Origin of the sequence: Solwaraspora sp. WMMD1047, from assembly GCF_029626155.1 — a bacterium.
GTDB lineage: Bacteria > Actinomycetota > Actinomycetes > Mycobacteriales > Micromonosporaceae > WMMD1047.
This window is the reverse complement of the sequence record NZ_JARUBL010000001.1, coordinates 774,562-798,896: the sequence shown is the minus strand read 5'-3', so window position 1 is coordinate 798,896 and position 24,335 is coordinate 774,562. Positions and strand designations below refer to the sequence as shown.

23 protein-coding genes and 4 tRNA genes are annotated in these 24,335 nt (G+C 69.1%); 3 read left to right on the top strand and 24 right to left on the bottom strand.

The genetic code is table 11. The features are described 5' to 3' along the window. The 19 genes from rpsL to O7627_RS03635 all read right to left on the bottom strand — a co-directional run bounded on the left by rpsL (position 1) and on the right by O7627_RS03635 (position 18,522). On the bottom strand, positions 1-375 hold the full coding sequence (gene rpsL / locus O7627_RS03725) for a 30S ribosomal protein S12 (protein WP_014440718.1): 375 nt from the start codon (positions 373-375) through the stop codon (positions 1-3). Between the two features lie 613 nt (positions 376-988). Further along, positions 989-1,426 carry a DUF4190 domain-containing protein gene (locus O7627_RS03720; RefSeq protein WP_347404634.1) on the bottom strand — a complete coding sequence of 146 codons (438 nt, stop codon included), beginning with the start codon at positions 1,424-1,426 and terminating at the stop codon, positions 989-991. Positions 1,427-1,499: 73 nt separating this feature from the next. Continuing rightward, positions 1,500-1,859, bottom strand: coding sequence for a hypothetical protein (locus O7627_RS03715; RefSeq protein WP_278092097.1), 360 nt, complete (start codon positions 1,857-1,859; stop codon positions 1,500-1,502). An 84-nt stretch (positions 1,860-1,943) separates the two neighbouring features. Further along, positions 1,944-5,831 carry a DNA-directed RNA polymerase subunit beta' gene (locus O7627_RS03710; RefSeq protein ID WP_278092096.1) on the bottom strand — a complete coding sequence of 1,296 codons (3,888 nt, stop codon included), beginning with the start codon at positions 5,829-5,831 and terminating at the stop codon, positions 1,944-1,946. Between the two features lie 91 nt (positions 5,832-5,922). Beyond that, a complete protein-coding gene (locus O7627_RS03705; protein ID WP_278092095.1) occupies positions 5,923-9,381 on the bottom strand; it encodes a DNA-directed RNA polymerase subunit beta in 3,459 nt (1,152 codons plus the stop codon). A 634-nt stretch (positions 9,382-10,015) separates the two neighbouring features. Continuing rightward, entirely contained in the window at positions 10,016-10,399 is a 384-nt protein-coding gene (gene rplL / locus O7627_RS03700) for a 50S ribosomal protein L7/L12 (protein WP_278092094.1), read from the bottom strand. A 70-nt stretch (positions 10,400-10,469) separates the two neighbouring features. Continuing rightward, positions 10,470-11,009 (bottom strand): 50S ribosomal protein L10, encoded by a 540-nt coding sequence (gene rplJ / locus O7627_RS03695; RefSeq protein ID WP_278092093.1) that lies wholly within the window; start codon positions 11,007-11,009, stop codon positions 10,470-10,472. A 353-nt stretch (positions 11,010-11,362) separates the two neighbouring features. Next, a complete protein-coding gene (gene rplA / locus O7627_RS03690; protein ID WP_278092092.1) occupies positions 11,363-12,079 on the bottom strand; it encodes a 50S ribosomal protein L1 in 717 nt (238 codons plus the stop codon). A 79-nt stretch (positions 12,080-12,158) separates the two neighbouring features. Continuing rightward, complete coding sequence (rplK, locus tag O7627_RS03685; protein WP_278092091.1) at positions 12,159-12,590, bottom strand: 50S ribosomal protein L11; 432 nt, start codon at positions 12,588-12,590, stop codon at positions 12,159-12,161. A 151-nt stretch (positions 12,591-12,741) separates the two neighbouring features. Further along, positions 12,742-13,467: a transcription termination/antitermination protein NusG gene (gene nusG / locus O7627_RS03680; RefSeq protein WP_278092090.1), complete on the bottom strand. Its 726-nt coding sequence runs from the start codon at positions 13,465-13,467 to the stop codon at positions 12,742-12,744. Positions 13,468-13,504: 37 nt separating this feature from the next. Then, entirely contained in the window at positions 13,505-13,906 is a 402-nt protein-coding gene (gene secE, locus O7627_RS03675; protein WP_278092089.1) for a preprotein translocase subunit SecE, read from the bottom strand. Positions 13,907-14,006: 100 nt separating this feature from the next. After that, positions 14,007-14,079, bottom strand: a tRNA-Trp gene (locus tag O7627_RS03670). Positions 14,080-14,204: 125 nt separating this feature from the next. Then, entirely contained in the window at positions 14,205-14,639 is a 435-nt protein-coding gene (locus O7627_RS03665) for a MaoC family dehydratase (RefSeq protein WP_278092088.1), read from the bottom strand. Positions 14,640-14,644: 5 nt separating this feature from the next. Continuing rightward, entirely contained in the window at positions 14,645-15,091 is a 447-nt protein-coding gene (locus O7627_RS03660; protein WP_278092087.1) for a MaoC family dehydratase N-terminal domain-containing protein, read from the bottom strand. Positions 15,092-15,179: 88 nt separating this feature from the next. Then, positions 15,180-15,347 carry a 50S ribosomal protein L33 gene (rpmG, locus tag O7627_RS03655; RefSeq protein WP_046567246.1) on the bottom strand — a complete coding sequence of 56 codons (168 nt, stop codon included), beginning with the start codon at positions 15,345-15,347 and terminating at the stop codon, positions 15,180-15,182. Positions 15,348-15,479: 132 nt separating this feature from the next. Beyond that, positions 15,480-15,552 (bottom strand) — tRNA-Met (locus O7627_RS03650). Positions 15,553-15,577: 25 nt separating this feature from the next. Next, positions 15,578-15,650: transfer RNA gene (locus tag O7627_RS03645), tRNA-Thr, on the bottom strand. 63 nt (positions 15,651-15,713) lie between these two features. Continuing rightward, positions 15,714-18,290 carry an EAL domain-containing protein gene (locus O7627_RS03640; protein ID WP_278092086.1) on the bottom strand — a complete coding sequence of 859 codons (2,577 nt, stop codon included), beginning with the start codon at positions 18,288-18,290 and terminating at the stop codon, positions 15,714-15,716. A gap of 22 nt (positions 18,291-18,312) precedes the next feature. Continuing rightward, entirely contained in the window at positions 18,313-18,522 is a 210-nt protein-coding gene (locus tag O7627_RS03635; protein WP_278092085.1) for a hypothetical protein, read from the bottom strand. Between the two features lie 854 nt (positions 18,523-19,376). On the opposite strand from O7627_RS03635, the gene O7627_RS03630 reads away from it, so the two are divergent. Then, positions 19,377-20,066: an HAD-IA family hydrolase gene (locus tag O7627_RS03630; RefSeq protein ID WP_278092084.1), complete on the top strand. Its 690-nt coding sequence runs from the start codon at positions 19,377-19,379 to the stop codon at positions 20,064-20,066. Positions 20,067-20,192: 126 nt separating this feature from the next. Here O7627_RS03630 and O7627_RS03625 read toward each other — a convergent pair. Next, positions 20,193-20,273: transfer RNA gene (locus O7627_RS03625), tRNA-Tyr, on the bottom strand. 146 nt (positions 20,274-20,419) lie between these two features. Here O7627_RS03625 and O7627_RS03620 point away from each other — a divergent pair. Beyond that, positions 20,420-20,914: a YajQ family cyclic di-GMP-binding protein gene (locus tag O7627_RS03620; protein WP_278092083.1), complete on the top strand. Its 495-nt coding sequence runs from the start codon at positions 20,420-20,422 to the stop codon at positions 20,912-20,914. Between the two features lie 49 nt (positions 20,915-20,963). Here the strand turns inward: O7627_RS03620 and O7627_RS03615 are convergent, their stop codons facing one another. Continuing rightward, a complete protein-coding gene (locus O7627_RS03615) occupies positions 20,964-21,164 on the bottom strand; it encodes a winged helix-turn-helix domain-containing protein (protein ID WP_347404633.1) in 201 nt (66 codons plus the stop codon). Between the two features lie 43 nt (positions 21,165-21,207). After that, a complete protein-coding gene (locus O7627_RS03610) occupies positions 21,208-21,444 on the bottom strand; it encodes a winged helix-turn-helix domain-containing protein (RefSeq protein WP_278092081.1) in 237 nt (78 codons plus the stop codon). A 117-nt stretch (positions 21,445-21,561) separates the two neighbouring features. Here O7627_RS03610 and O7627_RS03605 point away from each other — a divergent pair, with 117 nt between their 5' ends. Continuing rightward, the gene (locus tag O7627_RS03605; protein WP_278092080.1) at positions 21,562-21,837 is read left to right on the top strand and encodes a hypothetical protein; all 276 of its coding nucleotides are present in this window, start codon (positions 21,562-21,564) and stop codon (positions 21,835-21,837) included. A 149-nt stretch (positions 21,838-21,986) separates the two neighbouring features. Here O7627_RS03605 and O7627_RS03600 read toward each other — a convergent pair whose 3' ends face one another. Together O7627_RS03600 and htpX are read right to left on the bottom strand one after the other, a co-directional pair. Next, positions 21,987-23,231 (bottom strand): MFS transporter, encoded by a 1,245-nt coding sequence (locus tag O7627_RS03600; protein WP_278092079.1) that lies wholly within the window; start codon positions 23,229-23,231, stop codon positions 21,987-21,989. A gap of 113 nt (positions 23,232-23,344) precedes the next feature. After that, on the bottom strand, positions 23,345-24,229 hold the full coding sequence (gene htpX / locus O7627_RS03595) for a zinc metalloprotease HtpX (protein ID WP_278092078.1): 885 nt from the start codon (positions 24,227-24,229) through the stop codon (positions 23,345-23,347). Positions 24,230-24,335: the final 106 nt, after the last annotated feature.

Below are 24,335 nucleotides of genomic sequence, written 5' to 3'. Positions count from 1 at the left end.
TCAGCTCTTCTCCTTCTTCGCGCCGTAACGGCTGCGCGCCTGCTTGCGGTTGCGGACGCCCTGGGTGTCCAGCGAACCGCGGACGATCTTGTAACGCACGCCGGGGAGGTCCTTCACCCGGCCGCCGCGGACGAGCACGATCGAGTGCTCCTGCAGGTTGTGGCCGACACCGGGGATGTAGGCGGTCACCTCGATCTGGCTGCTCAGCTTCACACGAGCGACCTTGCGCAGCGCCGAGTTGGGCTTCTTGGGGGTGGTGGTGTACACGCGCGTGCACACGCCGCGCCGCTGAGGACTCCCCTTCAGCGCCGGCGTCTTGGTCTTGCTCGTCTTCGCCTGGCGGCCCTTGCGGACCAACTGCTGGATCGTGGGCACCGGGTTTCTCCGCTCCCTTTCCCGTCCGGACCCGACCTGCGGTCCGAAGCCATCTCCGGGGCCGCCACTTGCGGCCGGCCGTGTCGCCATAGCCACCCTGGTGGGCGGCTCTCCTACATTCCAACCAGGGCCACCTTGCGGTGGTCCCGGCACCCGCGGTCGGGCGTGTCGCCCTCCCCCGGTCCGGTCGCACGAGCTCGCACGCTCCCGGATTCCCGCCGCTGGCGGGACCTGCCACCCGGCGGGCGTGTGCACACCGGGCCCTGTTCGACTTTGTCGCGACGGCGCTCGAACACCGGACACCGGCTCGGGCGCACGCACGAGTTGCCCGGGCATGCCCGGGCACGAGGGGAAAGACTACCCACCCTGAGCGCGCTGGTCAAAACGGGTCTTCCAGAGGCCCCGCCGCACCCTCCGGCGTTCGGCCCCTCTTCCGTCCCGGCGCCCCAGTTCACTCGCGGCTAGCAGCTCCGATGCTCCAGTGTACCGGCTCGACCGCGAAACGGCTCGGCGGCCCGGAACACCCACCCCGGACCACCCGGGTGCCGCTGCCCGCTGGTGCCGCCGCTCGGGTGGAGTCGCCCGGACGCCGGCGCCGGGTGCCGGCGGCTCGTCAGGAGATCTGGAGCAGGAGGGCGGTGCCGAATCCGATGATCGTGAGCACCAGCCCGACCGCGGCGCAGATCAGCCCGGACAGGGCCATCCCCCGGCCGGTGAAGCGGACCGCCGGCGGCGGCGCGGTCCGGCGGATCTGGCGCCGCCCCAACTCGCCCAGAATCACCCCGGCCCCACCGGCGACGCCGGCCAGCAGCGCGAACGCCCCGGCCGCCCAGCCACCCCAGCCGCCCTGGGCACCGGCCACGCCGAAGCAGATCACCAGCAGCGAGACGATCAGCGAGGCGATCCCGGCGGCCAACGCCCCGACCGCCAGGCCGGAGGTGACCGGTTGAACGTCGAGATAGACCACTCCGAACGGCGTACCGGTGACCCGCTCCACCCGCCGCGGCGGCCGCCAGCTCTCGCGCGGCGGTGGCGGCACCCCTACGGTCACGGACCCTCCCTGAATCGCCTGCGGCCAGGCTACCGTCGAGTGGCCAACCGCCGGGTTGCGCGGCCAGAGCCGGCTAGTTGACGCCCGGGGCGAAGTCCTGGCCCGGAGCGCCGGCGAGGTGGCGGATGCCGATGATCAGCGCCAGCACCAGCACGGCGGCGGCGAGCAGCAGGCCGACCCGGGCCAGCCGAACGCCGCGGCCGATCCAGACCGCGCCGGTCAGATAACCGCCCGAGGCGTACGCCTCCCGGCGGGCCTGCCGGGCGAGCAGCAGCGCGACGGTGGCCGGCACCACCCCGCCGACGAGTGGGCCGGTCAGCACGGCCACCAGTCCGAGCGCGAACACCGTGCCGGCCTTGCTGGACCGGACCGCGTCCGGATCCTGCGGGTGCCGGTGCGCCGGGCCGGCTCCGGTGACCGACGTCGTTTCCACGATTCCACCCTACAAAGCGCCGGGGGCGCCCCGCTCGTCGCTGCCGCGACGGGTGGGGCGCCCCCGGGTCGAACGTGACCGCGACTACCGGTACGAGCCGAAGTCGAAGTCGTCCAGCGGAACCGCCTGGCCGCTGGCCGGGCCGAAGCCGTAGTCGGTCTCCGGGTATCCGGTCATCGAGTAGACCTTTGCCTTCGCCTCCTCGGTCGGCTCCACCCGGACGTTGCGGTACTTGCTGATGCCGGTACCCGCCGGGATGAGCTTTCCGATGATGACGTTCTCCTTCAGGCCGATCAGCGAGTCGCTGCGGGCGTGGATCGCCGCGTCCGTCAGCACCCGGGTGGTCTCCTGGAAGGAGGCCGCCGACAGCCACGAGTCGGTGGCCAACGACGCCTTGGTGATACCCATCAGCACCGGACGTCCGGCGGCGGGCTCACCACCCTCGGAGACGAGCCGGCGGTTCTCCGACTCGAACAGCGCCCGGTCGACGAGCACCCCCGGCAGGAACTCGGTGGCCCCGGAGTCGATCACCGTGACCCGCTTCAGCATCTGCCGGATGATGATCTCGATGTGCTTGTCGTGGATCAGCACACCCTGCGACCGGTAGACCTCCTGGACCTCCTGGGTCAGGTGGACCTGGACCGCCCGCGGGCCGAGGATCCGCAGCAGCTCGTGCGGGTCGATGGTGCCCTCGGTGAGCTTCTCGCCGACCTCGACGTGATCGCCGTCGTGGGCCCGCAGCCGGACCCGCTTGGAGATCTTGTCGTGGACGATCTCGTCGCTGCCGTCGTCCGGCACGATGATGATCTTCCGCGACCGCTCGCCGTCCTCGATCCGGACCCGGCCGGGGGTGTCGGCGATCGGCGCCTTGCCCTTCGGCACCCGGGCCTCGAAGATCTCCTGGACCCGGGGCAGACCCTGGGTGATGTCCTCACCCGCGACACCACCGGTGTGGAAGGTCCGCATCGTCAGCTGGGTACCCGGCTCACCGATCGACTGGGCGGCGATGATGCCGACCGCCTCGCCGATGTCCACGGTCTTGCCGGTCGGCAGCGAGCGGCCGTAGCACGCACCGCAGACGCCCAGCTTCGACTCGCAGGTCAGCACGCTGCGTACCCGGACGTTCTCGACGCCCGCGGCGACCAGCTTGTCGACCAGGATCGAGTTGAGGTCCGCGCCGCGCTCCACGACCAGGTTGCCGTCCGGCCCCTTGATGTCGTCGGCCAGGGTGCGGGCGTGCACGCCGGTCTCGGCGTGCTCGTGCACCACCAGCTTGCCGTCGAGGGTCTCGCCGACCTGCATCGGGATGGCCCGGTCGGTGCCGCAGTCCTCCTCGCGGATGATCACGTCCTGGGAGACGTCCACCAGACGCCGGGTCAGGTAACCCGAGTCGGCGGTCCGCAGGGCGGTGTCCGCGAGGCCCTTGCGGGCGCCGTGCGTGGAGATGAAGTACTCCAGTACGGACAGACCCTCCCGGTAGCTCGACTTGATCGGCCGCGGGATGATCTCACCCTTGGGGTTGGCCACCAGGCCACGGATCGCGGCGATCTGGCGCAGCTGCAGCAGGTTACCGCGGGCGCCCGAGTGGATCATCTTCCACAGCGGGTTCTCCTGCGGCAGGGACTGCTCCAGGTCCTTGGCGACCTCGTTCGTCGCCTTGGTCCAGATCTCGATCAGCTCGCCCCGGCGCTCCTCACCGGTCATCAGACCGCGCTGGTACTGCTTGTCGATCCGGTCGGCTTCCTTCTCGTACCGCTCAAGGGTTTCCTGCTTGTTCGGCGGTGCGACAACGTCTTCCATCCCGATCGTCACGCCGGACCAGGTGGCCCAGTGGTAGCCGGCCTCCTTGAGCCCGTCCAGGGTGGCGGCGAGCGCCACCTTCGGGAACCGCTCGGCGAGGTCGTTGACGATCGCCGAGAGCTGCCCCTTGCGGATCTCGTAGTTCACGAAGCGGTAGCCGACCGGCATCGCCTCGTTGAACAGCACCCGACCCAGGGTGGTCTCGACGGTCAGCGGCTGACCGGGCGCCCAGCCCTCCGGCTCGGTCCACGGTGCGCCGCCGGCGCCGTTGTCCACCTCGGTGACGCCGTGCAGCCGGATCCGCACCGGCGTCTGCAGGTGCAGCTCACCGTTGTCGAAGGCCATCCGCGCCTCGGCGTCCGAGCTGAACGCCCGGCCCTCGCCGATCCCTCCCTTGGTCAGGTGGGTGAGGTGGTACAGCCCGATGATCATGTCCTGGGTGGGCATGGTCACCGGCTTGCCGTCGGACGGCTTGAGGATGTTGTTCGACGACAGCATCAGGATCCGCGCCTCGGCCTGCGCCTCGGCCGACAGCGGCACGTGCACCGCCATCTGGTCACCGTCGAAGTCGGCGTTGAACGCGGTGCAGACCAGCGGGTGGATCTGGATCGCCTTGCCCTCGACCAGCTGCGGCTCGAAGGCCTGGATGCCGAGGCGGTGCAGCGTCGGTGCCCGGTTGAGCAGCACCGGGTGCTCCGCGATGACCTCCTCCAGCACGTCCCAGACGACCGGCCGCTGCCGCTCCACCATCCGCTTGGCGGACTTGATGTTCTGCGCGTGGTTCAGGTCGACCAGGCGCTTCATCACGAACGGCTTGAACAGCTCCAGCGCCATCTGCTTGGGCAGGCCGCACTGGTGCAGCTTGAGCTGCGGGCCGACCACGATGACCGACCGGCCGGAGTAGTCGACGCGCTTGCCGAGCAGGTTCTGCCGGAACCGGCCCTGCTTGCCCTTGAGCATGTCCGACAGCGACTTCAACGGGCGGTTACCCGGGCCGGTGACCGGCCGGCCACGGCGGCCGTTGTCGAACAGCGCGTCGACGGCCTCCTGCAGCATCCGCTTCTCGTTGTTGACGATGATCTCGGGCGCGCCCAGGTCGATCAGCCGCTTGAGCCGGTTGTTCCGGTTGATCACGCGGCGGTAGAGGTCGTTCAGGTCCGAGGTCGCGAACCGGCCACCGTCGAGCTGCACCATCGGGCGCAGGTCCGGCGGGATCACCGGTACGCAGTCGAGCACCATGCCCAGCGGCGAGTTGCGGGTGTTCAGGAACGCCGCCACGACCTTCAGCCGCTTGAGCGCCCGGATCTTCCGCTGCCCCTTGCCGGACCGGATGATCTCGCGCAGGTTCTCGGCCTCGCCGTCCAGGTCCATGTTCTGGACCAGGGCCTTGATCGCCTCGGCACCCATCCCACCGGTGAAGTACTCACCGAACCGGTCGCGCAGCTCCCGGTAGAGCAGTTCGTCGGTGACGAGCTGCTTCGGCTCCAGCTTGCGGAAGGTGTCGAGCACCTCGTCGAGGCGGTCGATCTCGCGCTGCGCCCGGTCGCGGATCTGGCGCATCTCGCGCTCGCCGCCCTCTTTGACCTTGCGACGCACGTCGGCCTTGGCGCCCTCCGCCTCCAGCTCGGCCAGGTCGGCCTCCAGCTTGGCGGCCCGCTTCTCGATCTCCGAGTCACGGCTGTTCTCGGCCTGGCGCTTCTCGGCGAGGATCTCGTTCTCGACCGTGGAGAGGTCGCGGTGACGCGCCTCGGCGTCCACGCTGGTGACCACGTACGAGGCGAAGTAGATGATCTTCTCAAGGTCCTTGGGGGCCAGGTCGAGCAGGTAGCCCAGCCGACTCGGGACGCCCTTGAAGTACCAGATGTGGGTGACGGACGCGGCCAGCTCGATGTGGCCCATCCGCTCCCGGCGCACCTTGGACCGGGTCACCTCGACGCCGCAGCGCTCGCAGATGATGCCCTTGAAGCGGACCCGCTTGTACTTACCGCAGTAGCACTCCCAGTCCCGCTGCGGACCGAAGATCTTCTCGCAGAAGAGCCCGTCCTTCTCCGGCTTCAGGGTGCGGTAGTTGATCGTCTCGGGCTTCTTGACCTCGCCGTGCGACCACTGACGGATGTCGTCGGCGGTCGCCAGGCCAATGCGCAACTCGTCGAAGAAGTTGACGTCGAGCACGTTAAATGTCCCCTATGTCGTCGTCCACACTGCTAATTCCCTGGCCGGGGGGTCGGGGCGGGGCTGAGCCGCCCCAACCCCTATCCCAGCCTCATACTTCCTCGACCGAGCTCGGCTCCCGCCGGGACAGGTCGATACCGAGTTCCTCCGCGGCCCGGAAGACCTCGTCGTCCGTCTCGCGCATCTCCAGGGCCACGCCGTCGCTGGAGAGCACCTCGACGTTGAGGCACAGCGACTGCAGCTCCTTGAGCAGCACCTTGAACGACTCCGGAATACCGGGCTCGGGGATGTTCTCGCCCTTGACGATCGCCTCGTAGACCTTGACCCGACCGAGCACGTCGTCGGACTTGATCGTCAACAGCTCCTGCAGGGCGTACGCGGCGCCGTACGCCTGCATCGCCCAGCACTCCATCTCGCCGAACCGCTGGCCACCGAACTGCGCCTTACCACCCAGCGGCTGCTGCGTGATCATCGAGTACGGACCGGTGGAGCGGGCGTGGATCTTGTCGTCGACCAGGTGGTTGAGCTTGAGGATGTAGATGTAGCCGACCGCGATCGGGTCGGGCAGCGGCTCGCCGGAACGTCCGTCGAACAACTGCGCCTTGCCCGAGCCGCCGATCAACTGCACCCCGTCCCGGTTCGGCAGGGTGCTGCTGAGCAGGCCGGCGACCTCCTCCTCCTTCACCCCGTCGAAGACCGGCGTGGCCACGTTGGTGTTCGGCTCCGCCTCGTCGGCGTCGATCGAACGCAGCGCGGCGCGCCACTCCTCGCCCTGTCCGTCGGCGTCGGTGTCGACCTTCCAGCCGGTCTTGGCCACCCACCCGAGGTGGGTCTCCAGCACCTGGCCGATGTTCATCCGGCCCGGCACACCCAGCGGGTTCAGCACGATGTCGACGGGCGTCCCGTCGGACAGGAACGGCATGTCCTCGACCGGAAGGATCTTGGAGATGACGCCCTTGTTGCCGTGCCGGCCGGCGAGCTTGTCGCCGTCCTGGATCTTCCGCTTCTGGGCGACGTAGACCCGGACCAGCTCGTTGACGCCCGGCGGCAGCTCGTCGCCGTCCTCGCGGGAGAAGGTCCGCACCCCGATGACCGTGCCGGTCTCGCCGTGCGGCACCTTCAGCGAGGTGTCCCGGACCTCCCGCGCCTTCTCACCGAAGATCGCCCGGAGCAGTCGCTCCTCCGGGGTCAGCTCGGTCTCGCCCTTCGGCGTGACCTTGCCGACCAGGATGTCGCCCGGCACCACCTCGGCGCCGATCCGGATGATCCCCCGCTCGTCCAGGTCGGCGAGCATCTCCTCGCTGACGTTGGGGATGTCGCGGGTGATCTCCTCCGGGCCGAGCTTGGTGTCCCGGGCGTCCACCTCGTGCTCCTCGATGTGGATCGAGGTGAGGGCGTCCTGCTGGACCAGGCGCTGCGACAGGATGATCGCGTCCTCGTAGTTGTAGCCCTCCCACGGCATGAACGCCACGAGCAGGTTGCGCCCGAGCGCCATCTCGCCCTCGTCGGTGCAGGGACCGTCGGCGATGACCTGGCCGGCCTCGACCCGGTCCCCCTCGAAGACGACCGGCTTCTGGTTGACGCAGGAGCCGGCGTTGGAGCGGCGGAACTTGTGCAGCAGGTAGGTACGCCGGTGGCCGTCGTCCTGGTGCACGGTCACGTAGTCGGCGCAGAGGTCCTCGACCACGCCGCCGACCTCGGCCACCACCACGTCCCCGGCGTCGACCGCGGCGCGGTACTCCATGCCGGTGCCGACCAGCGGCGCCTCCGCCTTGACCAGCGGCACGGCCTGACGCTGCATGTTCGCGCCCATCAGGGCGCGGTTGGCGTCGTCGTGCTCCAGGAACGGGATCATCGCGGTCGCGACCGAGACCATCTGCCGCGGCGAGACGTCCATGTAGTCGACCGCCGACGGGCCGACGTAGTCGACCTCGCCGCCCTTCCGGCGGACCAGGACCCGGTCCTCGGCGAAGGTGCCGTCGGCCATCAGCGGCGCGTTGGCCTGCGCCTTGACGAACCGGTCCTCCTCGTCCGCGGTCAGGTAGTCGATCTGGTCGGTGACCCGGCCGTCGACGACCTTGCGGTACGGCGTCTCGATGAACCCGAACGGGTTGACCCGCCCGAAGGTGGAGAGCGCGCCGATCAGGCCGATGTTCGGGCCCTCCGGCGTCTCGATCGGGCACATCCGGCCGTAGTGGGACGGGTGCACGTCGCGGACCTCGAAGCCGGCCCGCTCCCGGGACAGACCACCCGGGCCGAGCGCGCTCAGCCGGCGCCGGTGGGTCAGGCCCGCCAGCGGGTTGGTCTGGTCCATGAACTGGGAGAGCTGCGAGGTGCCGAAGAACTCCTTGATCGCCGCCACCACCGGGCGGATGTTGATCAGGGTCTGCGGCGTGATCGCCTCGACGTCCTGGGTGGTCATCCGCTCGCGGACGACCCGCTCCATCCGGGACAGGCCGACCCGGACCTGGTTCTGGATCAGCTCGCCGACGGTACGCAGCCGCCGGTTGCCGAAGTGGTCGATGTCGTCGGCCTCGTAGACCCGGCCGTCGGTGCCCTCCTCGCCGGCGTGCAGCCGGCAGAGGTACTCGACGGTTGCGACGATGTCCTCTTCGGTGAGCGTGCCCTTGTTGATCGGCACGTCGAGCTGGAGCTTCTTGTTGAACTTGTATCGACCGACCTTGGCGACGTCGTACCGCTTCGGGTTGAAGAAGAGGTTGTCGAGCAGGGTCTGCGCGTTCTCCCGGGTCGGCGGCTCACCCGGCCGCAGCTTCCGGTAGATGTCCAGCAGCGCCTCGTCCACCCCGGCGATGTGGTCCTTCTCCAGGGTGGTCATCATCAGCTCGGACCAGCCGAACCGCTCGCGGATCTGCTCGGCGCTCCAACCGATCGCCTTGAGCAGGACGGTGACCGCCTGGCGGCGCTTGCGGTCGATGCGGACACCGACGGTGTCGCGCTTGTCGATGTCGAACTCCAGCCAGGCACCCCGGCTCGGGATGACCTTGACGCTGGACAGGTCGCGGTCGGACGTCTTGTCCGGCTGCTTGTCGAAGTAGACGCCCGGGGACCGGACGAGTTGGCTGACCACGACGCGCTCGGTGCCGTTGATGATGAAGGTGCCCTTCGGCGTCATCATCGGGAAGTCCCCCATGAACACCGTCTGGCTCTTGATCTCGCCAGTGGTGTTGTTGGTGAACTCCGCGGTCACGAAGAGCGGCGCGCAGTAGGTCAGGTCCTTCTCCTTGCACTCCTCGATCGAGGCCTTGACCTCGTCGAAGCGGGGCGCGGAGAAGGACAGGGACATGGTGCCGGAGAAGTCCTCAATGGGACTGATCTCTTCAAGGATCTCGGCGAGACCCGATCGGGCGTGCGGGTCGCCAGCCGACCGGCCCTGCCAAGCCTCGTTGCCGACCAGCCAGTCAAAGGACTCGTTCTGGATGGCGAGGAGGTTGGGGACCTCGAGGTGTTCGGTGATCCGGCCGAATGAGATTCGACGGGGCGCGAAAGCGCTCGACGTACGACTGGTCTTCGCAGGGCGGGAAGCTGCCAAGATGCGTCCTTCCGAGGACCGGTGCTGCAGAACGGCTGTTACGCGTGCACTCCAATGGCCCCACTCCAAATATCCATAATCGGACATTCCGAGCAGGGGTCAAGTCGGAAGGCAGCGCAAACTAGCAGTGTAGCCGAGCGGCTAACCGCTGTCCAGCCCATCCAGGCAGGGCGCTGCAGAACGTGTCGCGGACCAGAGCCGCCGCGCGTAGAACCGCGCTCCCACGTCCTCGCACGCATCCCGCTGGGGCCACCTCGGCTCCGGCGGCGGGTGGTGCTGTTGCCGCCAATACCCAGGTGATGGCCGTCGCAAGCGCGGAAGGTCTTGCAGAACCCAGCGTGCCTGTACGTGCCGGGCCACGTCAAGACTTGACGGCCGGGTCAGCCAACGACTTGTCCGTTCGCGGGGCGTACTCGACGCGTCGCAGCGCGCTCCCGGCCGTCCGGACGGCCGGGCCAACCGCCTGGTCACCCCGAGTTAGCCCTGATCACGGCGTGTCGCGCCGGGACACGACGCGAGCGGGCGGGAATCCGGTTGTCGGATCCCCGCCCGCTCGGCGGAACTGTGCCGCAGCTCACTCCGGAACCCGGAGTCGGCCGCTTCACCGGGTCGCCGGCAAGACCGGCGACCGGCACTACTTCAGGGTGACCTTGGCGCCCTCGCCCTCGAGCTTGGCCTTGGCCTTCTCGGCGGTCTCCTTGTTGGCCTTCTCCAGGACGGCCTTCGGCGCGGCCTCGACCAGGTCCTTGGCCTCCTTGAGGCCCAGGCCGGTCAGCTCGCGGACGACCTTGATGACCTGGATCTTCTTGCCGCCGTCGGCGTCCAGGATGACGTCGAACTCGTCCTGCTCCGGCTCGGCCTCGGCCGGCGCGGCCGCGCCACCGGGCGCCGCCATCGCGACCGGCGCGGCGGCGGTGACGTCGAAGGTCTCCTCGAACTGCTTCACGAACTCCGACAGCTCGATCAGCGTCATCTCCTTGAACGCGTCGAGCAGCTCGTCGGTGCTGAGCTTCGCCATGGCTGGCGTCCTTCCTTCTTACTTACGTGGGTCTGGGGATGTATCGGGGATGTTCGGGGTGGGCCGGCCGTCAGGCCTGCCCCTCCTGCTCGCGCTTGTCCTGCAGAGCGGCCGCGAGGCGGGCGGTCTTCGACAGCGGCGCCTGGAACAGGGCCGCGGCCTTGCTCAGGCTCGCCTTCATCCCGCCGGCCAGCTTGGCCAGCAGAACCTCGCGCGACTCCAGGTCGGCCAACCGGCTGACCTCTTTGGCCGTGATCGCCTTGCCCTCGAAGACGCCGCCCTTGATGACGAGCTTCGGGTTGGCCTTAGCGAACTCGCGCAGACCCTTCGCCGCCTCGACGACGTCGCCGGAGACGAAGGTCAGCGCGGTAGGACCGGTGAACAGCTCGTCGAGGCCCTGGATGCCCGCGTCCGTCGCGGCGCGCTTGGCCAGCGTGTTCTTGGCCACCGCGTAGGTGGTCTCCTGGCCGAGTGAACGCCGCAGCTGGGTGAGCTGGGCGACCGTGAGGCCACGGTACTCGGTCAGCACGGTCGCTCCCGCGTTGCGGAAGTGCTCGGTGAGCTCGGCGACGGCCGTGGCCTTGTCGGCCCGAACCGGCTTGTCCGCCATGTCCCTCCTCTCTCATTGCTGCAGGCTGGCCACCGTCGAGGCCGGAGCCTTGCGGACGGGTGGTGAAGGAGCGCGACAACGAGAAAGCCCCGGCGCAGGGCGCACGGGGCGAGCACAGCTCAATGATCACGGCCCGGGGGCCGGTAGCACTGCCGGGTTTCGCTTACCGCCCTGCGCGGGCCGCCCCGTCGAAACGGAACCTTCGACCGTGCCGGAGCACGGTGACCAGCGGTCTCTGGGTGGAACTTCGACCAAGAGTACGCGACCGGCCAACCGACCGCCAACTCGCCCCGGAACGACCGGGGCGCCGCCACCTCGCGGTGACAGCGCCCCGATCGGACCGTTCAGGCAGTTCAGGAGTCCGCGGACTCCTCGGTGAAGTTCTTGATCACGTTCGGGTCGACCGGGACACCCGGACCCATGGTCGTGGTGAGGGTGACCTTCTTGAGGTACTTGCCCTTGGCCGCCGACGGCTTCGCCCGCAGCACCTCGTCCAGCACCGCCGCGTAGTTGTCGACCAGCTGCGACTCGGAGAAGGACGCCTTACCGATGATCAGGTGCAGGTTGGAGTGCTTGTCGACGCGGAAGGTGATCTTTCCGCCCTTGATGTCGGTGACGGCCTTTGTCACGTCCATCGTCACGGTGCCGGTCTTCGGGTTCGGCATCAGGCCGCGCGGGCCCAGGATCCGCGCGATCCGACCGATCTTCGCCATCTGGTCCGGGGTGGCGATGGCGGCGTCGAAGTCCAGCCAACCCTCCTGGATCCGGGCGACCAGCTCGTCGCTGCCCACCTCGTCGGCACCGGCGGCGACGGCCTCCTCGGCCATGGCGCCGGTCGCGAAGACGATCACCCGGGCCGTCTTGCCGGTCCCGTGGGGCAGGTTCACCGTGCCGCGCACCATCTGGTCCGCCTTACGCGGGTCGACGCCGAGGCGCATCGCGACCTCGACCGTGGCGTCGAACTTGACGGTGCTGGTGTCCTTGGCGAGCTTGACCGCCTCGGCCGGACCGTACAGCTTGTTCCGGTCGATAGCCTCGGAGGCCTTGCGGTAGCTCTTGCTGCGCTGCATGTCTGAGTTCTCCTGTGGTGTCTGGCGGGGCGCGCCGCGCCCCTCCCACGACGGCGGTCCGGCCGGACCGCCGCGGTTGTCATTCCTTGATCGTGATCCCCATCGACCGGGCGGTGCCGGCGATGATCTTCTCGGCCTGGTCCAGGTCGTTGGCGTTCAGGTCGGTCATCTTCTTCTCGGCGATCTCCCGCAACTGGGCGCGGGTCACCGAGCCGACCTTGTCCTGGTGCGGAACGCCGGAACCCTTCGGCACCCCGGCGGCCTTGATCAGCAGACGGGCGGCCGGCGGCGTCTTCAGCACGAAGGTGAAGGTCCGGTCCTCGTAGACGCTGATCTCGGCGGGAACGATGTCGCCCCGCTGCGACTCGGTCTGCGCGTTGTAGGACTTGCAGAACTCCATGATGTTGACGCCGTGCTGGCCCAGCGCCGGACCGACCGGCGGCGCCGGCGTGGCCTGGCCCGCCGGCAACTGGAGCGTGAAGGTCTTGACGAGCTTCTTCTTCGGAGGCATGTCTCTTCCTGGGGCTTGATCCGGTGAGGTGCGGCCGACCCGATGCGGCGCACCCGAGGTGACCCGCGGAGCGCGCACGGTCAAGCGCGACCCGCGGGGGTCGACGTTCTAGGCTAGCGCAGGGCCGGATCCGGCAATCGAGCGGGCGACGCTAGATCTTGGCAACCTGGTTGAAGTTGAGCTCGACCGGCGTCTCCCGGCCGAAGATCGACACCAGTACCTTGAGCTTCTGCTGGTCGGCGTTGATCTCACTGATCGTCGCCGGCAGCGACGCGAACGCGCCGTCGGTCACGGTGACCGAATCGCCGACCTCGAAGTCCAGGACCTTGACCTCGGGCTTCGCCTTCTTCTGCTCGGTCTCCACCGCCGGGGCCAGCCACTTCAGCACCTCGTCGAGGGAGAGCGGCGCCGGCCGGTCGGCCCGGTCGGTGGCGCCGACGAAGCCGGTCACCCCGGGGGTGTTCCGGACGCAGGAGTACGACTCGGGCGTCAGCTCCATCCGGACCAGGATGTAGCCCGGGAAGACCTTGTTCTGGACCTGCAGGCGCTTGCCGTTCTTGACCTCGACCTCTTCCCGGGTCGGCACCTCGACCTGGTAGATGAACTCTTCCATGTCGAGGCTGGTGATCCGGGTCTCGAGGTTGGTCTTGACCTTGTTCTCGTAGCCGGCGTAGGAGTGCACCACGTACCAGTCGCCCGGCGCGTAGCGCAGCTTCTGCCGCAGCTCCGCGACCGGGTCGAAGTTCTCGTCGGGCGCCGAACCGTTGGTGGCCTCGAACTCCGGCTCGCTGGCGGCCTCGACCGACTCGTCACCCGCCGCCGTCGCGACCGCGGACTGCTCGTCCGCGGTACCGGCGGTCTCGTCGTACTCAGGCACGCTCGCTCACTTCCGTCACTATCAGCTGATCACGTCGTCAGCTCGGATTGCCGAAGACCCACAGCATGGCCCGCGCGAACCCGTAGTCGAGCAGGACGACGATCGACGTCATCACGGCGATGAACACGACCACGACCGTGGTGTAGGTCAACAGCTCCTTGCGGGTCGGCCAGATGACCTTACGCAGTTCCGCCACTACCTCGCGGAAGAACCGTCCGACGCGCCCGAATATTCCGACCCGCCCGGTTTCCGACTTCGACTTCGGCTGGCTCTCGGTGGACTCCGCCTTCTTGCGGGTGGCGGTGCCGCCCCGGGAGAGCTCCCGGTCGTCGTCCTCGACGACGTCGTCGTCCGCCGGGTCGTCGAGGCGGTCGTCGACAGCCTCGTCGTCCAGGCGGTCGTTCGCGTCGTCCTCACCGCGCCGATTCTTGTCGGCCACTTCGACCTCCGTCGCCAATTGGTTCGCACGTCGGTGGACGCACGCTCGCTGGTCACGCCGGCCGAATCCGACCCCCCTTGGAACGGTCAGGCCTCAGGCGCAGGGGTGACAGGACTTGAACCTGCAGCCTGCGGTTTTGGAGACCGCTGCTCTGCCAATTGAGCTACACCCCTAGGTAGGACAGCCGAACCCACTCCGGCACGCAGGCCAAAGCAGGGCCACTTGCCCCACGGCGGACCAGTGTACGGGTACCGGCCCGAGTTTCCCAACCGGACCGCCCCGGTACGCCGGCCACGGCTCAGCCCGGTGTCGGCCGCGCCGTCCGGATCGTCGCCCGAGCCTGGGACAGCACCCGCTCGCCGGCACAGGTCGCAGTCAGATCGAGCTGCGTCGAACCGTCGTCGGCCACCGCCCGCACCTTGGCGCGTACCTCGATCTCGGTTCCGGTGTCGTCGTCGGGTACCACCACCGGCCGGGCGAACCGGACCCCGTACTCGATCACCGCGTCCGGCGAGCCGGCCCACCCGGTGACCGCCCGACCGACGAGCGCCATCGTCAGCATGCCGTGCGCGATGACGCCCGGCAGCCCGACCTTCGTCGCGATCCGGTCGCTCCAGTGGATCGGGTTGAAGTCACCCGAGGCGCCCGCGTAGCGGACCAGGTCCGCCCGGGTCACCCGGAACGTCTGGACCGGCAGCTCCTGTCCGACCGTCAGCGTGCTCTGGGTCTCCAACCGGATCAGCCCTCCCCCCTGATGACCAGCCTCGACCAGACGCTCACCACCGGCTCACCGGCCACGGTCGCCACGTCGGTCCGGAAGGTCACGAAGTCGTGCCCGCCCCTGGAGATGATCTCCTCGATGCTGCTGGCGCAGGTCAACTCGTCCCCGGCCACCACCGGCCGGGTGTACGCGAACCGCTGGTCACCGTGCACCAGCCGCTCGGCGTCGGCGCCCAACGCCGGATCCTCGATGATCTGCTGGATCGCGGGAATTGTCAGCACCACCGGGAAGGTGACCGGCGCCACCACGTCCGGATGCCCCATCGAGCGGGCTGCGGCCGGATCGTTGTGCGCCGGATCGCCGGCCCCGATCGCCGCGGCGAACTCACGGATCTTTTCCCGGCCCACGAGGTACGGCGGCGTCGGGGCGAAACTGCGCCCGACGAAGGAGGAGTCCATCGGCATGCCGAGAAACTACACGCCCGCCACCCGGCCCGGAACCGACGGCCGGTCGGGACGGTGCACCCGTCCCGACCGGCCGTGGTCCGCAAGCTCAGCGGGTCTCGCGGTGCAGGGTGTGCTTGCCGTCCCGGGGGCAGAACTTCTTCAGCTCGATGCGGTCCGGGTCGTTACGGCGGTTCTTACGCGTGATGTAGTTGCGCTCCTTGCACTCCACACACGCCAAGGTGATCTTCGGACGGACATCGGTCGCCTTAGCCACGGCGGAGTGCCTTCCTCGATAACGGATCAACTACGACGTACCAGCGTAGACGCCCGGAGGGCGGACACGCAAAGTGGGCGCCTGCCGGCGCCCATCCGATCGGGTCCCCGGGACCGACCCGGCGACCGGAAGTAGCGGTGGCCGGACTTGAACCGGCGACACAGCGATTATGAGCCGCTTGCTCTGCCATCTGAGCTACACCGCCGTGGGCGGGTCACAAGAACCCTCTGAGCCCCCTTACGGAATCGAACCGTAGACCTTCTCCTTACCATGGAGACGCTCTGCCGACTGAGCTAAGGGGGCGCACGCGATCTTTCCTGCGGACGCGCAGGGGTAAGAGTACACGGGCGCGCGCGCGAGGTGAAATCAGATCCCCGCCGGCCGCCTGACCCCGCTGGGCCAGTTCTCGGCGCCCGTCGCCGGGACCGCCCGCAGCCGGCGTACGTCCGGCGCCAACGGCGTCTCGGACTCCGCCTGGGCACCGAACCAGGCCTCCAGCCGCTCGTACGGCAGCGGCCGGCTGAACAGGAACCCCTGGCCGATCTCGCAGCCGATGTCCTGCAGCAGCTCCAGGGTCAGCTCGCTCTCCACCCCCTCGGCCACCACCGCGAGGCCGAACTGCTGGGAGAGGGTCACCACCGCGTTCACGATGGCCAGGTCCACCGGGTCGGTCGCCATCCCCTGGACGAACGACTGATCGACCTTCACCTCGTTGACCGGCAGCCGCCGCAGGTGGGACAGGGACGAGTAGCCGGTGCCGAAGTCGTCCACGGAGAGGCGTACGCCGATGTCCCGCAGCCGGCGCAGGATCGGCACCGGCCGGTCCGTGCCGTCCAGGACGCCGGCCTCCTTGATCTCGAAGGTGACCAGCTCGGGCGCCACGCCGTACTCGGTGAGCAGCTCCTGGACCCGGGCGGGGAAGTGCGGGTCGGTGAGCGTACGCGAGGAGAGATTGACCGCGACGGCGAGCGGGTGCTCGGCGTCGGTCCAGTCCCGGCTGCGCCGCAGCCCCTCCCGCAGCACCGCCTCGGTGAGTCGGCTGAGCTGGCCGGTGTGCTCGGCGACCGCGACGAAGTCCTCTGGCGCGACCGCGCCGTGGGCGGGGTGTTCCCAGCGGGCCAGGCACTCGACGCCGACCAGCCGTCGTTCGCCGAGGGTGACCTTGGGCTGGAAGTAGACCTCCAGCTCGCCGTTGTCGAGCGCGTTGCGCAGGTCACCGGCGAGCCCCAACCGGTGCATTGACCGGGATTCCAGCGCCGGGTTGAACAGTTGGATGCCGTCCGGGGTGGACTTCGCCGCGGTGGCCGCCAGGTCGACCCGCTGCAGCAACGTCGCCGGGTCGCTGCCGTGGTCGGGATGCACCACCACGCCGACGACCGTGTCGACGTCCAGGACCAGGGAGTCGAAGACCATCTGGTCGCGGATCTGCTCGCGCAGCTGCGCGGCCAACTCCAGGGCCGCGTCCGCGCTCTCCACCCGCAGGGTGACCGCGAACTCGTCGCCGCCGAGCCGGCCGACAAGGGCGGCGGCCGGGGCCGAGTCGCGCAGCCGGGTCGCCACCTCGGTCAGCACCTTGTCGCCGGCGGCGTGCCCGAGCGACTCGTTCACCTGCCGGAGCGCGTCCACATCGAACAGCAGTACGGCGATCACCTCGCCAGGGGCGCGGACCCGGACCGCCTCCTCCAGCGCCGCGGTGATCCGGCGCCGGTTCGGCAGGTTGGTGAGGCCGTCGTGGTGGGCGTCGTGGCGCAGCCGGTCGACCAACCGGGAGTTCTCCAGGGCCACCGCGACGTGCGCCGCGATCGTCTCGAAGATCTGCACGTCGCTCGGGAGGAAGTGGCTGCTGTCGCTCAGCCGGTTGACCACCTCCAGGGAGCCGATGACGGCCTGCCCGGAGCGGAGCGGAACGGCGATCACATCCTTGGCGGAGCCGGCCCGCAACGCGACCCGCAGGCTCTCCTCGCCACCGAGGCGGTTACCTGCGGCGATGGTCCGTCGTTGGCCGACGGCCCGTTCCCGGACCAGCGACGGGGTACGGGCGAAGTCCAACAGGCCGGGATCGTCGACCCGGGCGGTGAGCAGCACCTCGGGGTGCCGGCCCTGGGCGGGCAGCCAGAGGGTGGCGTACTCGGCCTGCATGAGCGCCCGGACCCGGCCCAGCATGGCATCGGCGATGGCGCCGTCCTGACTCTCGGACATCGCCCGGGTCAGGTCGTACATGCCGGCCAGTGACCGGTGTTGCCGGAAGAACTGGGCATAGGAGCGGTAGACGAAGAGCAGCCCACCCACGAGCGCCCCGATCAGCACCACGGACCACCAGGTGGTGACGAGCGCGATCAACACGATCAGGCCCACCGACACGTTGACCGCGGCAGTGATCAAGTTGGGGGCGGCGGTGCGGATCATCTCCCTGCCGGCCTGCCAGCCATGCACGAGGGTGATCACCCCGGCCACCGCGGCGAGGGTGGCGAGGGTGATCGTGCTCACCGCAGCGAAAAGGATGCCCCAGGTGCCGGGTCCCACCCCCTCCATCGGTGGGAGCCCCAGCAGCAGCATGCAGGCCAACGAGGTCGCCGCGCCGGTCTTGGCGACGTTGAACCAGAACTTCGCCGGGCTGAGCTTGCGACGGACCTGGGTGATCAGCGAGGCGAGCGTGTAGACCACCACCACCATCAGGGGCGGAAGGTAGAACAGCGCCAGGACCAGCGGAATCTCGGTGATGGTGACGCCGAACGACTGGCGGCGGATCACGAAGTGAAGCATCGACCCTTCGGTCACGACCATGACCAACAGGAGGATGGCAGCGATCAGCCACTCGCCGACGGGTTCGTCGATGAGGATGCTCAGTGCCGTCGACCAGATGACCGTCACCAGCGCCAACGGCGCAGTGATGAACCAGGCGAGGTCGGCAGATCTGCGCGGCGAGCGTTGCCGCCTGGCCATACCGCTCCCTCGGGTCGCGTGCCTAGACGGAAGCGCCGTCCACCGTGCCGGCGATCTCGTCGAGCTGCCCCGGCACGGTCAGCCCGTCCACGGATCCGCCGAAGATGTCGGCCGTCCATTCGAAGGTCAGGGGGGTGAAGAGTAGGGGCTCGTCGGCGATGACGGCTCCCGCGGCCAGCGCGGTGAGCGCCACGACCGAGCCAAGCAGCCGGCCCAGCCGTCGTGCAGACATCGTTGGCTCCTGTCGGGAGGATGACGAAGAGAGGTGGAGGTTCCATGATGGTGCCACAGTCTTGGGAACGAGCAAAGCGTTACCTCCCCGCCTGGGCCATCGTTCAGGTCAAGTCCAACCGTTCGGCAGGAACAGGTCCGCCGGCCGGTGGCTAAGTGATCCCCACAGACCATCGATTTCATTCGCAAATCGTCGATTGGACGGGCGCCGCAAGTGACGTCACGCTGCTAAACACTGCTATCCCCAGTTGTCCGAAAATGCGCTACATATAACCTTCTTCTTCTCATTTCGGACGTAGCCGGGCACTGCCCGGCGACGGGATGGCCTGCGCAGCGGGCACGTCCGAGCGGCGGGCCGATACCCTGACCCACCGCTCGCCTGGAGCGCTCGGCCGGCCAGCCACGCCGCGCCGACTCGCCGTAGCACCGAATCCTTTTTCGTCAGGCTTAGCTGCACGTGCAAATGCAAGCCTCAGTTTCTAAACGACGATCACGTTCGGTGAACGGTGGCTCCGGAAAGTAGTAATTAATCGCATCGAGCGGGGCGCAATCCGCACACCGCGCGACTCGACTTGTTACCTGCACTCTCATTCGTATTCGCCGGGGCGGCGACACCCGCAACGAGGCACCCGGTTTAGCGGCCTATGCCGTATTAGAGAGATATGCCGCTTTCAGCGCCTTCGGCTGCTCGGTCGCGCCACTCGCGTCTGACCGAACTGTGTCGAATCCAGGTTCGCAGGCAGAGCGGCTTCCTTGATCGTGGCGCACCCAGCCGTGCTCAAACCGGCCTATCCGAACGGCTTACTGCGCCAGGATGGGGCCAATGTGGAACGCCATCGCTCGCGGGTACGGGTCATGACCGCCACTGCCCTGTCCGCCCTGGTCGACCGCGCCCGGTTCCTGCTGCTCGACTTCGACGGCCCGGTCTGCGCGGTCTTCGCCAACCACCCCGCCCCCACGATCGCGGCCGAGCTGCGCCGGCTCCTGGTCGACCAGGGCGTGCCCCTGCCCGAGCACATCCGCGCCGAAGCCGACCCGCTCGCCGTGCTGCGCTTCACCGCCACCCTGGGCAAGCGGCAGCTCGTTCACCGGGTCGATGACGCCTTGCGGTCGGCCGAACTCACCGCGGCCCGGACCGCCGAACCGACACCGCACGCGCGTGAGGTCATCGTCGCGGCCCAGCACAGCGGCCGACGCGTCGCGATCGTGTCGAACAACTCCGCCGAAGCCGTCCGCGCCTACCTCCTCGCGCACCGCCTCGACGGCTACCTACACCCAATCATCGGCCGCGCCTATGCCGACCCGGCCCAGATGAAGCCCAACCCGGCCCCGGTGCTGGCCGCCGTCGCCGAGTTGCACGCCGACCCCGGGACCTGCCTCATGATCGGCGACTCCGCCAGCGACATCACCGCTGCCCACACCGCCCGGGTCCCCGCTATCGGATACGCCAACAAGCCAGGCAAGGCCACCCACCTGGACACGGCCGACGCAGTCATCACCTGCATGGCCGACCTGGTCACCGTGCTCGCACCCGATGGGCCGTAGTCCAGCGCCACCCCGCACAACGCCCCGGCCCCGCATCCGGATCCGAGGCGGATCGAACCGGAAGAGGTGGACCTACAAGTCGGCCCCCGACCAACTTTGGTTTGGTCAGGGGCCGCTCTCGCACTGTGGCGGGTAGAGGATTCGAACCTCTGTAGCTTTCGCGACGGATTTACAGTCCGCTCCCATTGGCCGCTCGGGCAACCCGCCATGGCGCACCACCACGTCGCGACGCGGCGGCGGAAGCAAGGATAGCGGTCGCACGGGCCTGCCCCGCAACCGGGTACGGTCGGCATGTCGTACCGCTGACCGGCGGTGCTGGAGACCCACGTAGTCACACAGCAGGAGCGGATTTCATGGCAGCCAACCCGTCGTTCGACATCGTCAGCAAGGTCGACCGGCAGGAGGTCGACAACGCTCTGCGCCAGGCCGAGAAGGAGATGTCGACCCGCTTCGACTTCCGCGGCACCGGTGCGGAGATCTCCTGGGCCGGCGAGGAGGCGGTCACCCTCAAGGCCGAGACCGAGGAGCGGGTCAAGGCGGCGCTGGACGTCTTCAAGGAGAAGCTGGTGAAGCGCAGCGTGTCGTTGAAGGCACTGGATGCTGGCGACCCGCGCGCCTCCGGCAAGATCCACCGGATCGACTGCAAGATCATCCAGGGTATCGAGATCGACAAGGCCAAGGCGATCAGCAAGAAGATCCGGGACGAGGGGCCGAAGGGCGTCCAGGCGCAGATCCAGGGCGACCAGCTCCGGGTGACCGCCAAGAAGAAGGATGACCTGCAAGCGGTGATCGCACTGCTCAAGGCCGAGGACTTCGGCATCGCCCTGCAGTTCATCAACTACCGCTGACCGCAGCCGAAGGGCCGCGCGGACACCACCGCGCGGCCCTTCGTCGTTGTCAGGACTGCGGGCGGACGTACGTGCCGCGCTGCGGGATCGTCACGACCAGCCCGCGATCCACCAACTGGGCGACCGCTCGGCGCGCGGTCCCGCGCGCGACGCCGTACTCCTGCTGGATGCGCGACTCGCTCGGGATCAACGTCTCCGGCGCCAGCTCTCCGGATGCGATCCGCTCCGCGATGAGATCTGCCACCTGCACGTACAGCGGTGTGGGTGAATATGGGTTGACCATTGGGGCGGCCCTAGGTCTGGCGCCGGACGTAGGTTCCCTTGCCCTGCACGACGTAGGCCAGTCCTTCCTCGACCAGCACCCGCACGGCGTGCAGGGCGGTGCCGCGGGCGATCCCGTGCTCCTGCTGCAGCCGGGCCACGCTGGGGATCGGCCGGTCCGGCGGCAGCTCACCAGCCGCGATCCGCTGGCGCAGTATCGCGGCGACCTGCTCGTAGAGCGGCACCGGGCCGTCAGCATCGATGACCATTGGCAGACCGTAGGCTTCCCCGATTTCCCGTGATCAACCATGGCAGACCATGGACTGCCATGTACCAGTTGAGCTAGCGTGACCTCACCATCACTCGCAGCCGCTGGAGGTGCCGCTGTGCGCGTTCCGCCCTGGCTACCCGTTGCCGTACCGCCGACGCTGCCGCCGCCTGACCAGCCGGTCACCGTCTGGGTCGACACCGGCAGCTCGGGTGGGTTGGAGCTGCGGGTGCCGCCCGAGGAGCGGTGGCGGGTCTGGGATGCGGGCGGCCGGTACTGCCTGTTCCTCGGGCCCACCGCACCCGAGGACGCCAGCGCCGCCGCCATCATCGCGGCGGTGCGTTCGATCTGGGGTCGCGCGCACGCTGACCCGGACGAGCACGACCAGCCGTGACCGACAACCCCGGCCAACGGAAGGAACTCTGGGCACGGGCAACCGAGACGGCTGAGCGGACGCGCGCGGAGACGATCCGGCGACTGCGGCGGCGGGGGCTGCTGCCACCCGATCCCGTCGAGGCGGAAGTCGAGGCGGAACGGGTGGGATCAGGCCGGGCCGGGGGCCAATGAGCCTTCGGCGCGGGCGATCGGACCTGCCGGCAGCGCCGCCACCGTCGCCGAAACGGCCACCGCCGCGCCGCCGAACAAAAACGCCCACGGTACGCCGACATGGTCGACAAGCAGCCCGGCGACCGCCCCGCCGGCCGCGCTGGCGGCCACCGCGACGGTCACCATCCAGGTGTACGCCTCGTTCAGCATCCCGCCCGGAGCGATCCGGCCCACCATGACGTTCTGCAGGGTCAGCGCCGGAGCGATGGCGATTCCGCCGACCAGCAGGGCGGCGCCGAGGGCAGCCGGGGCGGGCATCACCGCGTACACCAGGAAGCTGGCAGCGACCGCGGCCAGGAAGCCGGCGAACTGGCGGGTGGCGGTGCGGGCCGGCGGGCGGGTGCCGAACCAGATGCCGCCGGCGGCGCTGCCGAGTCCCCAGACCGCCAGCAGCACCCCGGCCAGGGTGCCCGGGTCAGCGGCGCCGTGCGCGGTCGCGTACGCCGGCACGGTGACGCCGGCGGTGCCGAAGGCCAGGCCGAGTCCGGCCACGCAGAGCAGCAGGGTGGGGATGCCGGCCACCCGCAGCGGTCCGAGTCCCCGGGCGGGGGTCTGATCGGGGTGCGGGCGCCAGTTGCGGATCACCGTGCCGAGTGCGACGGCGGTGGTGCCGACCAGGGTGGCCGCCGCCGCGCCGAGTAGCGCGGCGGCGGCGTCGGCGACCAGCACGAACCCGGCGACCAGCAGCGGGCCGAGCACGAAGACCAGTTCGAAGAGCGTGGTCTCGGCGGCCAGGGCGGTGTTGCGCAGCGGGTACCGGCCGGAGTCGGGGGCGGTGAGCCAGTTCCAGGCGCCCCGCAGCGCTGCGGTCAGCGGCGGGTAGCTGGCACCGGCCAGGCCAGCGGTCAGATAGATCGCGGGCAGCGCGTCGGCGCCGCCCCGGCTGACCAGCAGTAGGCCGACCAGGGCGAGCGGGTGCGCCACGGCGGTCACCAGCAGCACCGGTCCCGGACCGGCGCGGTCGGCGAACCGGCCGGCGATCGGGCTGAGCGCGGCGCCGCTGAGGGCGTAGACGCCGCCGGCGATGGCGGCGGGGGCGTACCGGCCGGTGGCCTGCTCGACCAGGAGCAGCAGGGCCAGCGGGGTCATTCCGATGCTGAGCCGGCCGATGATGCCGGCCAGCAGCAGCGTGGGTGCCCCGGGGATCCGCCAGACCGCCAGATACTGGCCCAGGGCGGCCATCGCCGAACCCCCGTTCCGGTAATGGGTGGTAAGCCTGTCGACCCTAACGCTGAGGGCGGACAGACGGCGAGGGCCGCCCGAAGGCGGCCCTCGCGCGATTCAGTGGGACGGGGTCAGCGCTGGAACTGGACCGGGCCGCTGTTGGCGGCCATCTGCTCCAGGCGCCGGACCCGCTCCTGCATCGGCGGGTGGGTGGAGAAGAGGTTCGCCATCCCCCGGCCCCGGAACGGATTGTCGATCATCAGGTGGGCGGTGCTGGTGAGCCGGTTGTCGGCCGGCAACGGCAGCGACTGGGTGCCGGCGTGGATCTTCCGCAGCGCGCTGGCCAGGGCCAGCGGGTCGCGGGTCAGCGACGCGCCGGACGCGTCCGCCTGGTACTCCCGGTTGCGGCTGATCGCGAGCTGGATCACGCTGGCGGCCAGCGGGCCGAGGATCAGCATCAGCAGCAGCGAGGCCGGGTTCGGCCCGTCGTCGTCGCTGCTTCCCATCGGGAGGAAGAACGCCAGGTAGGCCAGCGACGTGATGATGCCGGCGAGCGCGGCGGCGACGCTGGAGATGAGAATGTCCCGGTTGTAGACGTGGGACAGCTCGTGGCCGATCACGCCGCGCAGCTCGCGGTAGTCGAGGATCTGGGTGATCCCCTCGGTCACGCAGACCGCCGCGTTCTGCGGGTTGCGGCCGGTCGCGAACGCGTTCGGCTGGCTGGTCGGGCTGACGTAGAGCCGGGGCATCGGCTGCCCGGCCTCGGTCGCCAGCTCGCGGACCATCTGGTAGAGCGCCGGGAACTGGGCCTCGCTGACCGGTTGCGCCCGCATCGAGCGCAGCGCCAGCTTGTCCGACCAGAAGTAGGTCGCGCCGTTCATGGCCAGCGAGAAGAACACGGCGATCACCAGACCGCCGCTGCCGCCGAACCAGTACCCGATGGCGAGAATCATCGCGGTGAGCAGCCCCAGCAGGGCGGCCGTCTTGAGGCGGTTGTGTTGGCTGTGCACGATCACTCCTTCGGTGCACGGGTGTGTCGACCCGCTGACCGGTTCAACACCGTGGTACCCCTCAACAATCCAGATATTGCTGAGAATCGCCTGGGAGCGGGCCACCGGCGGG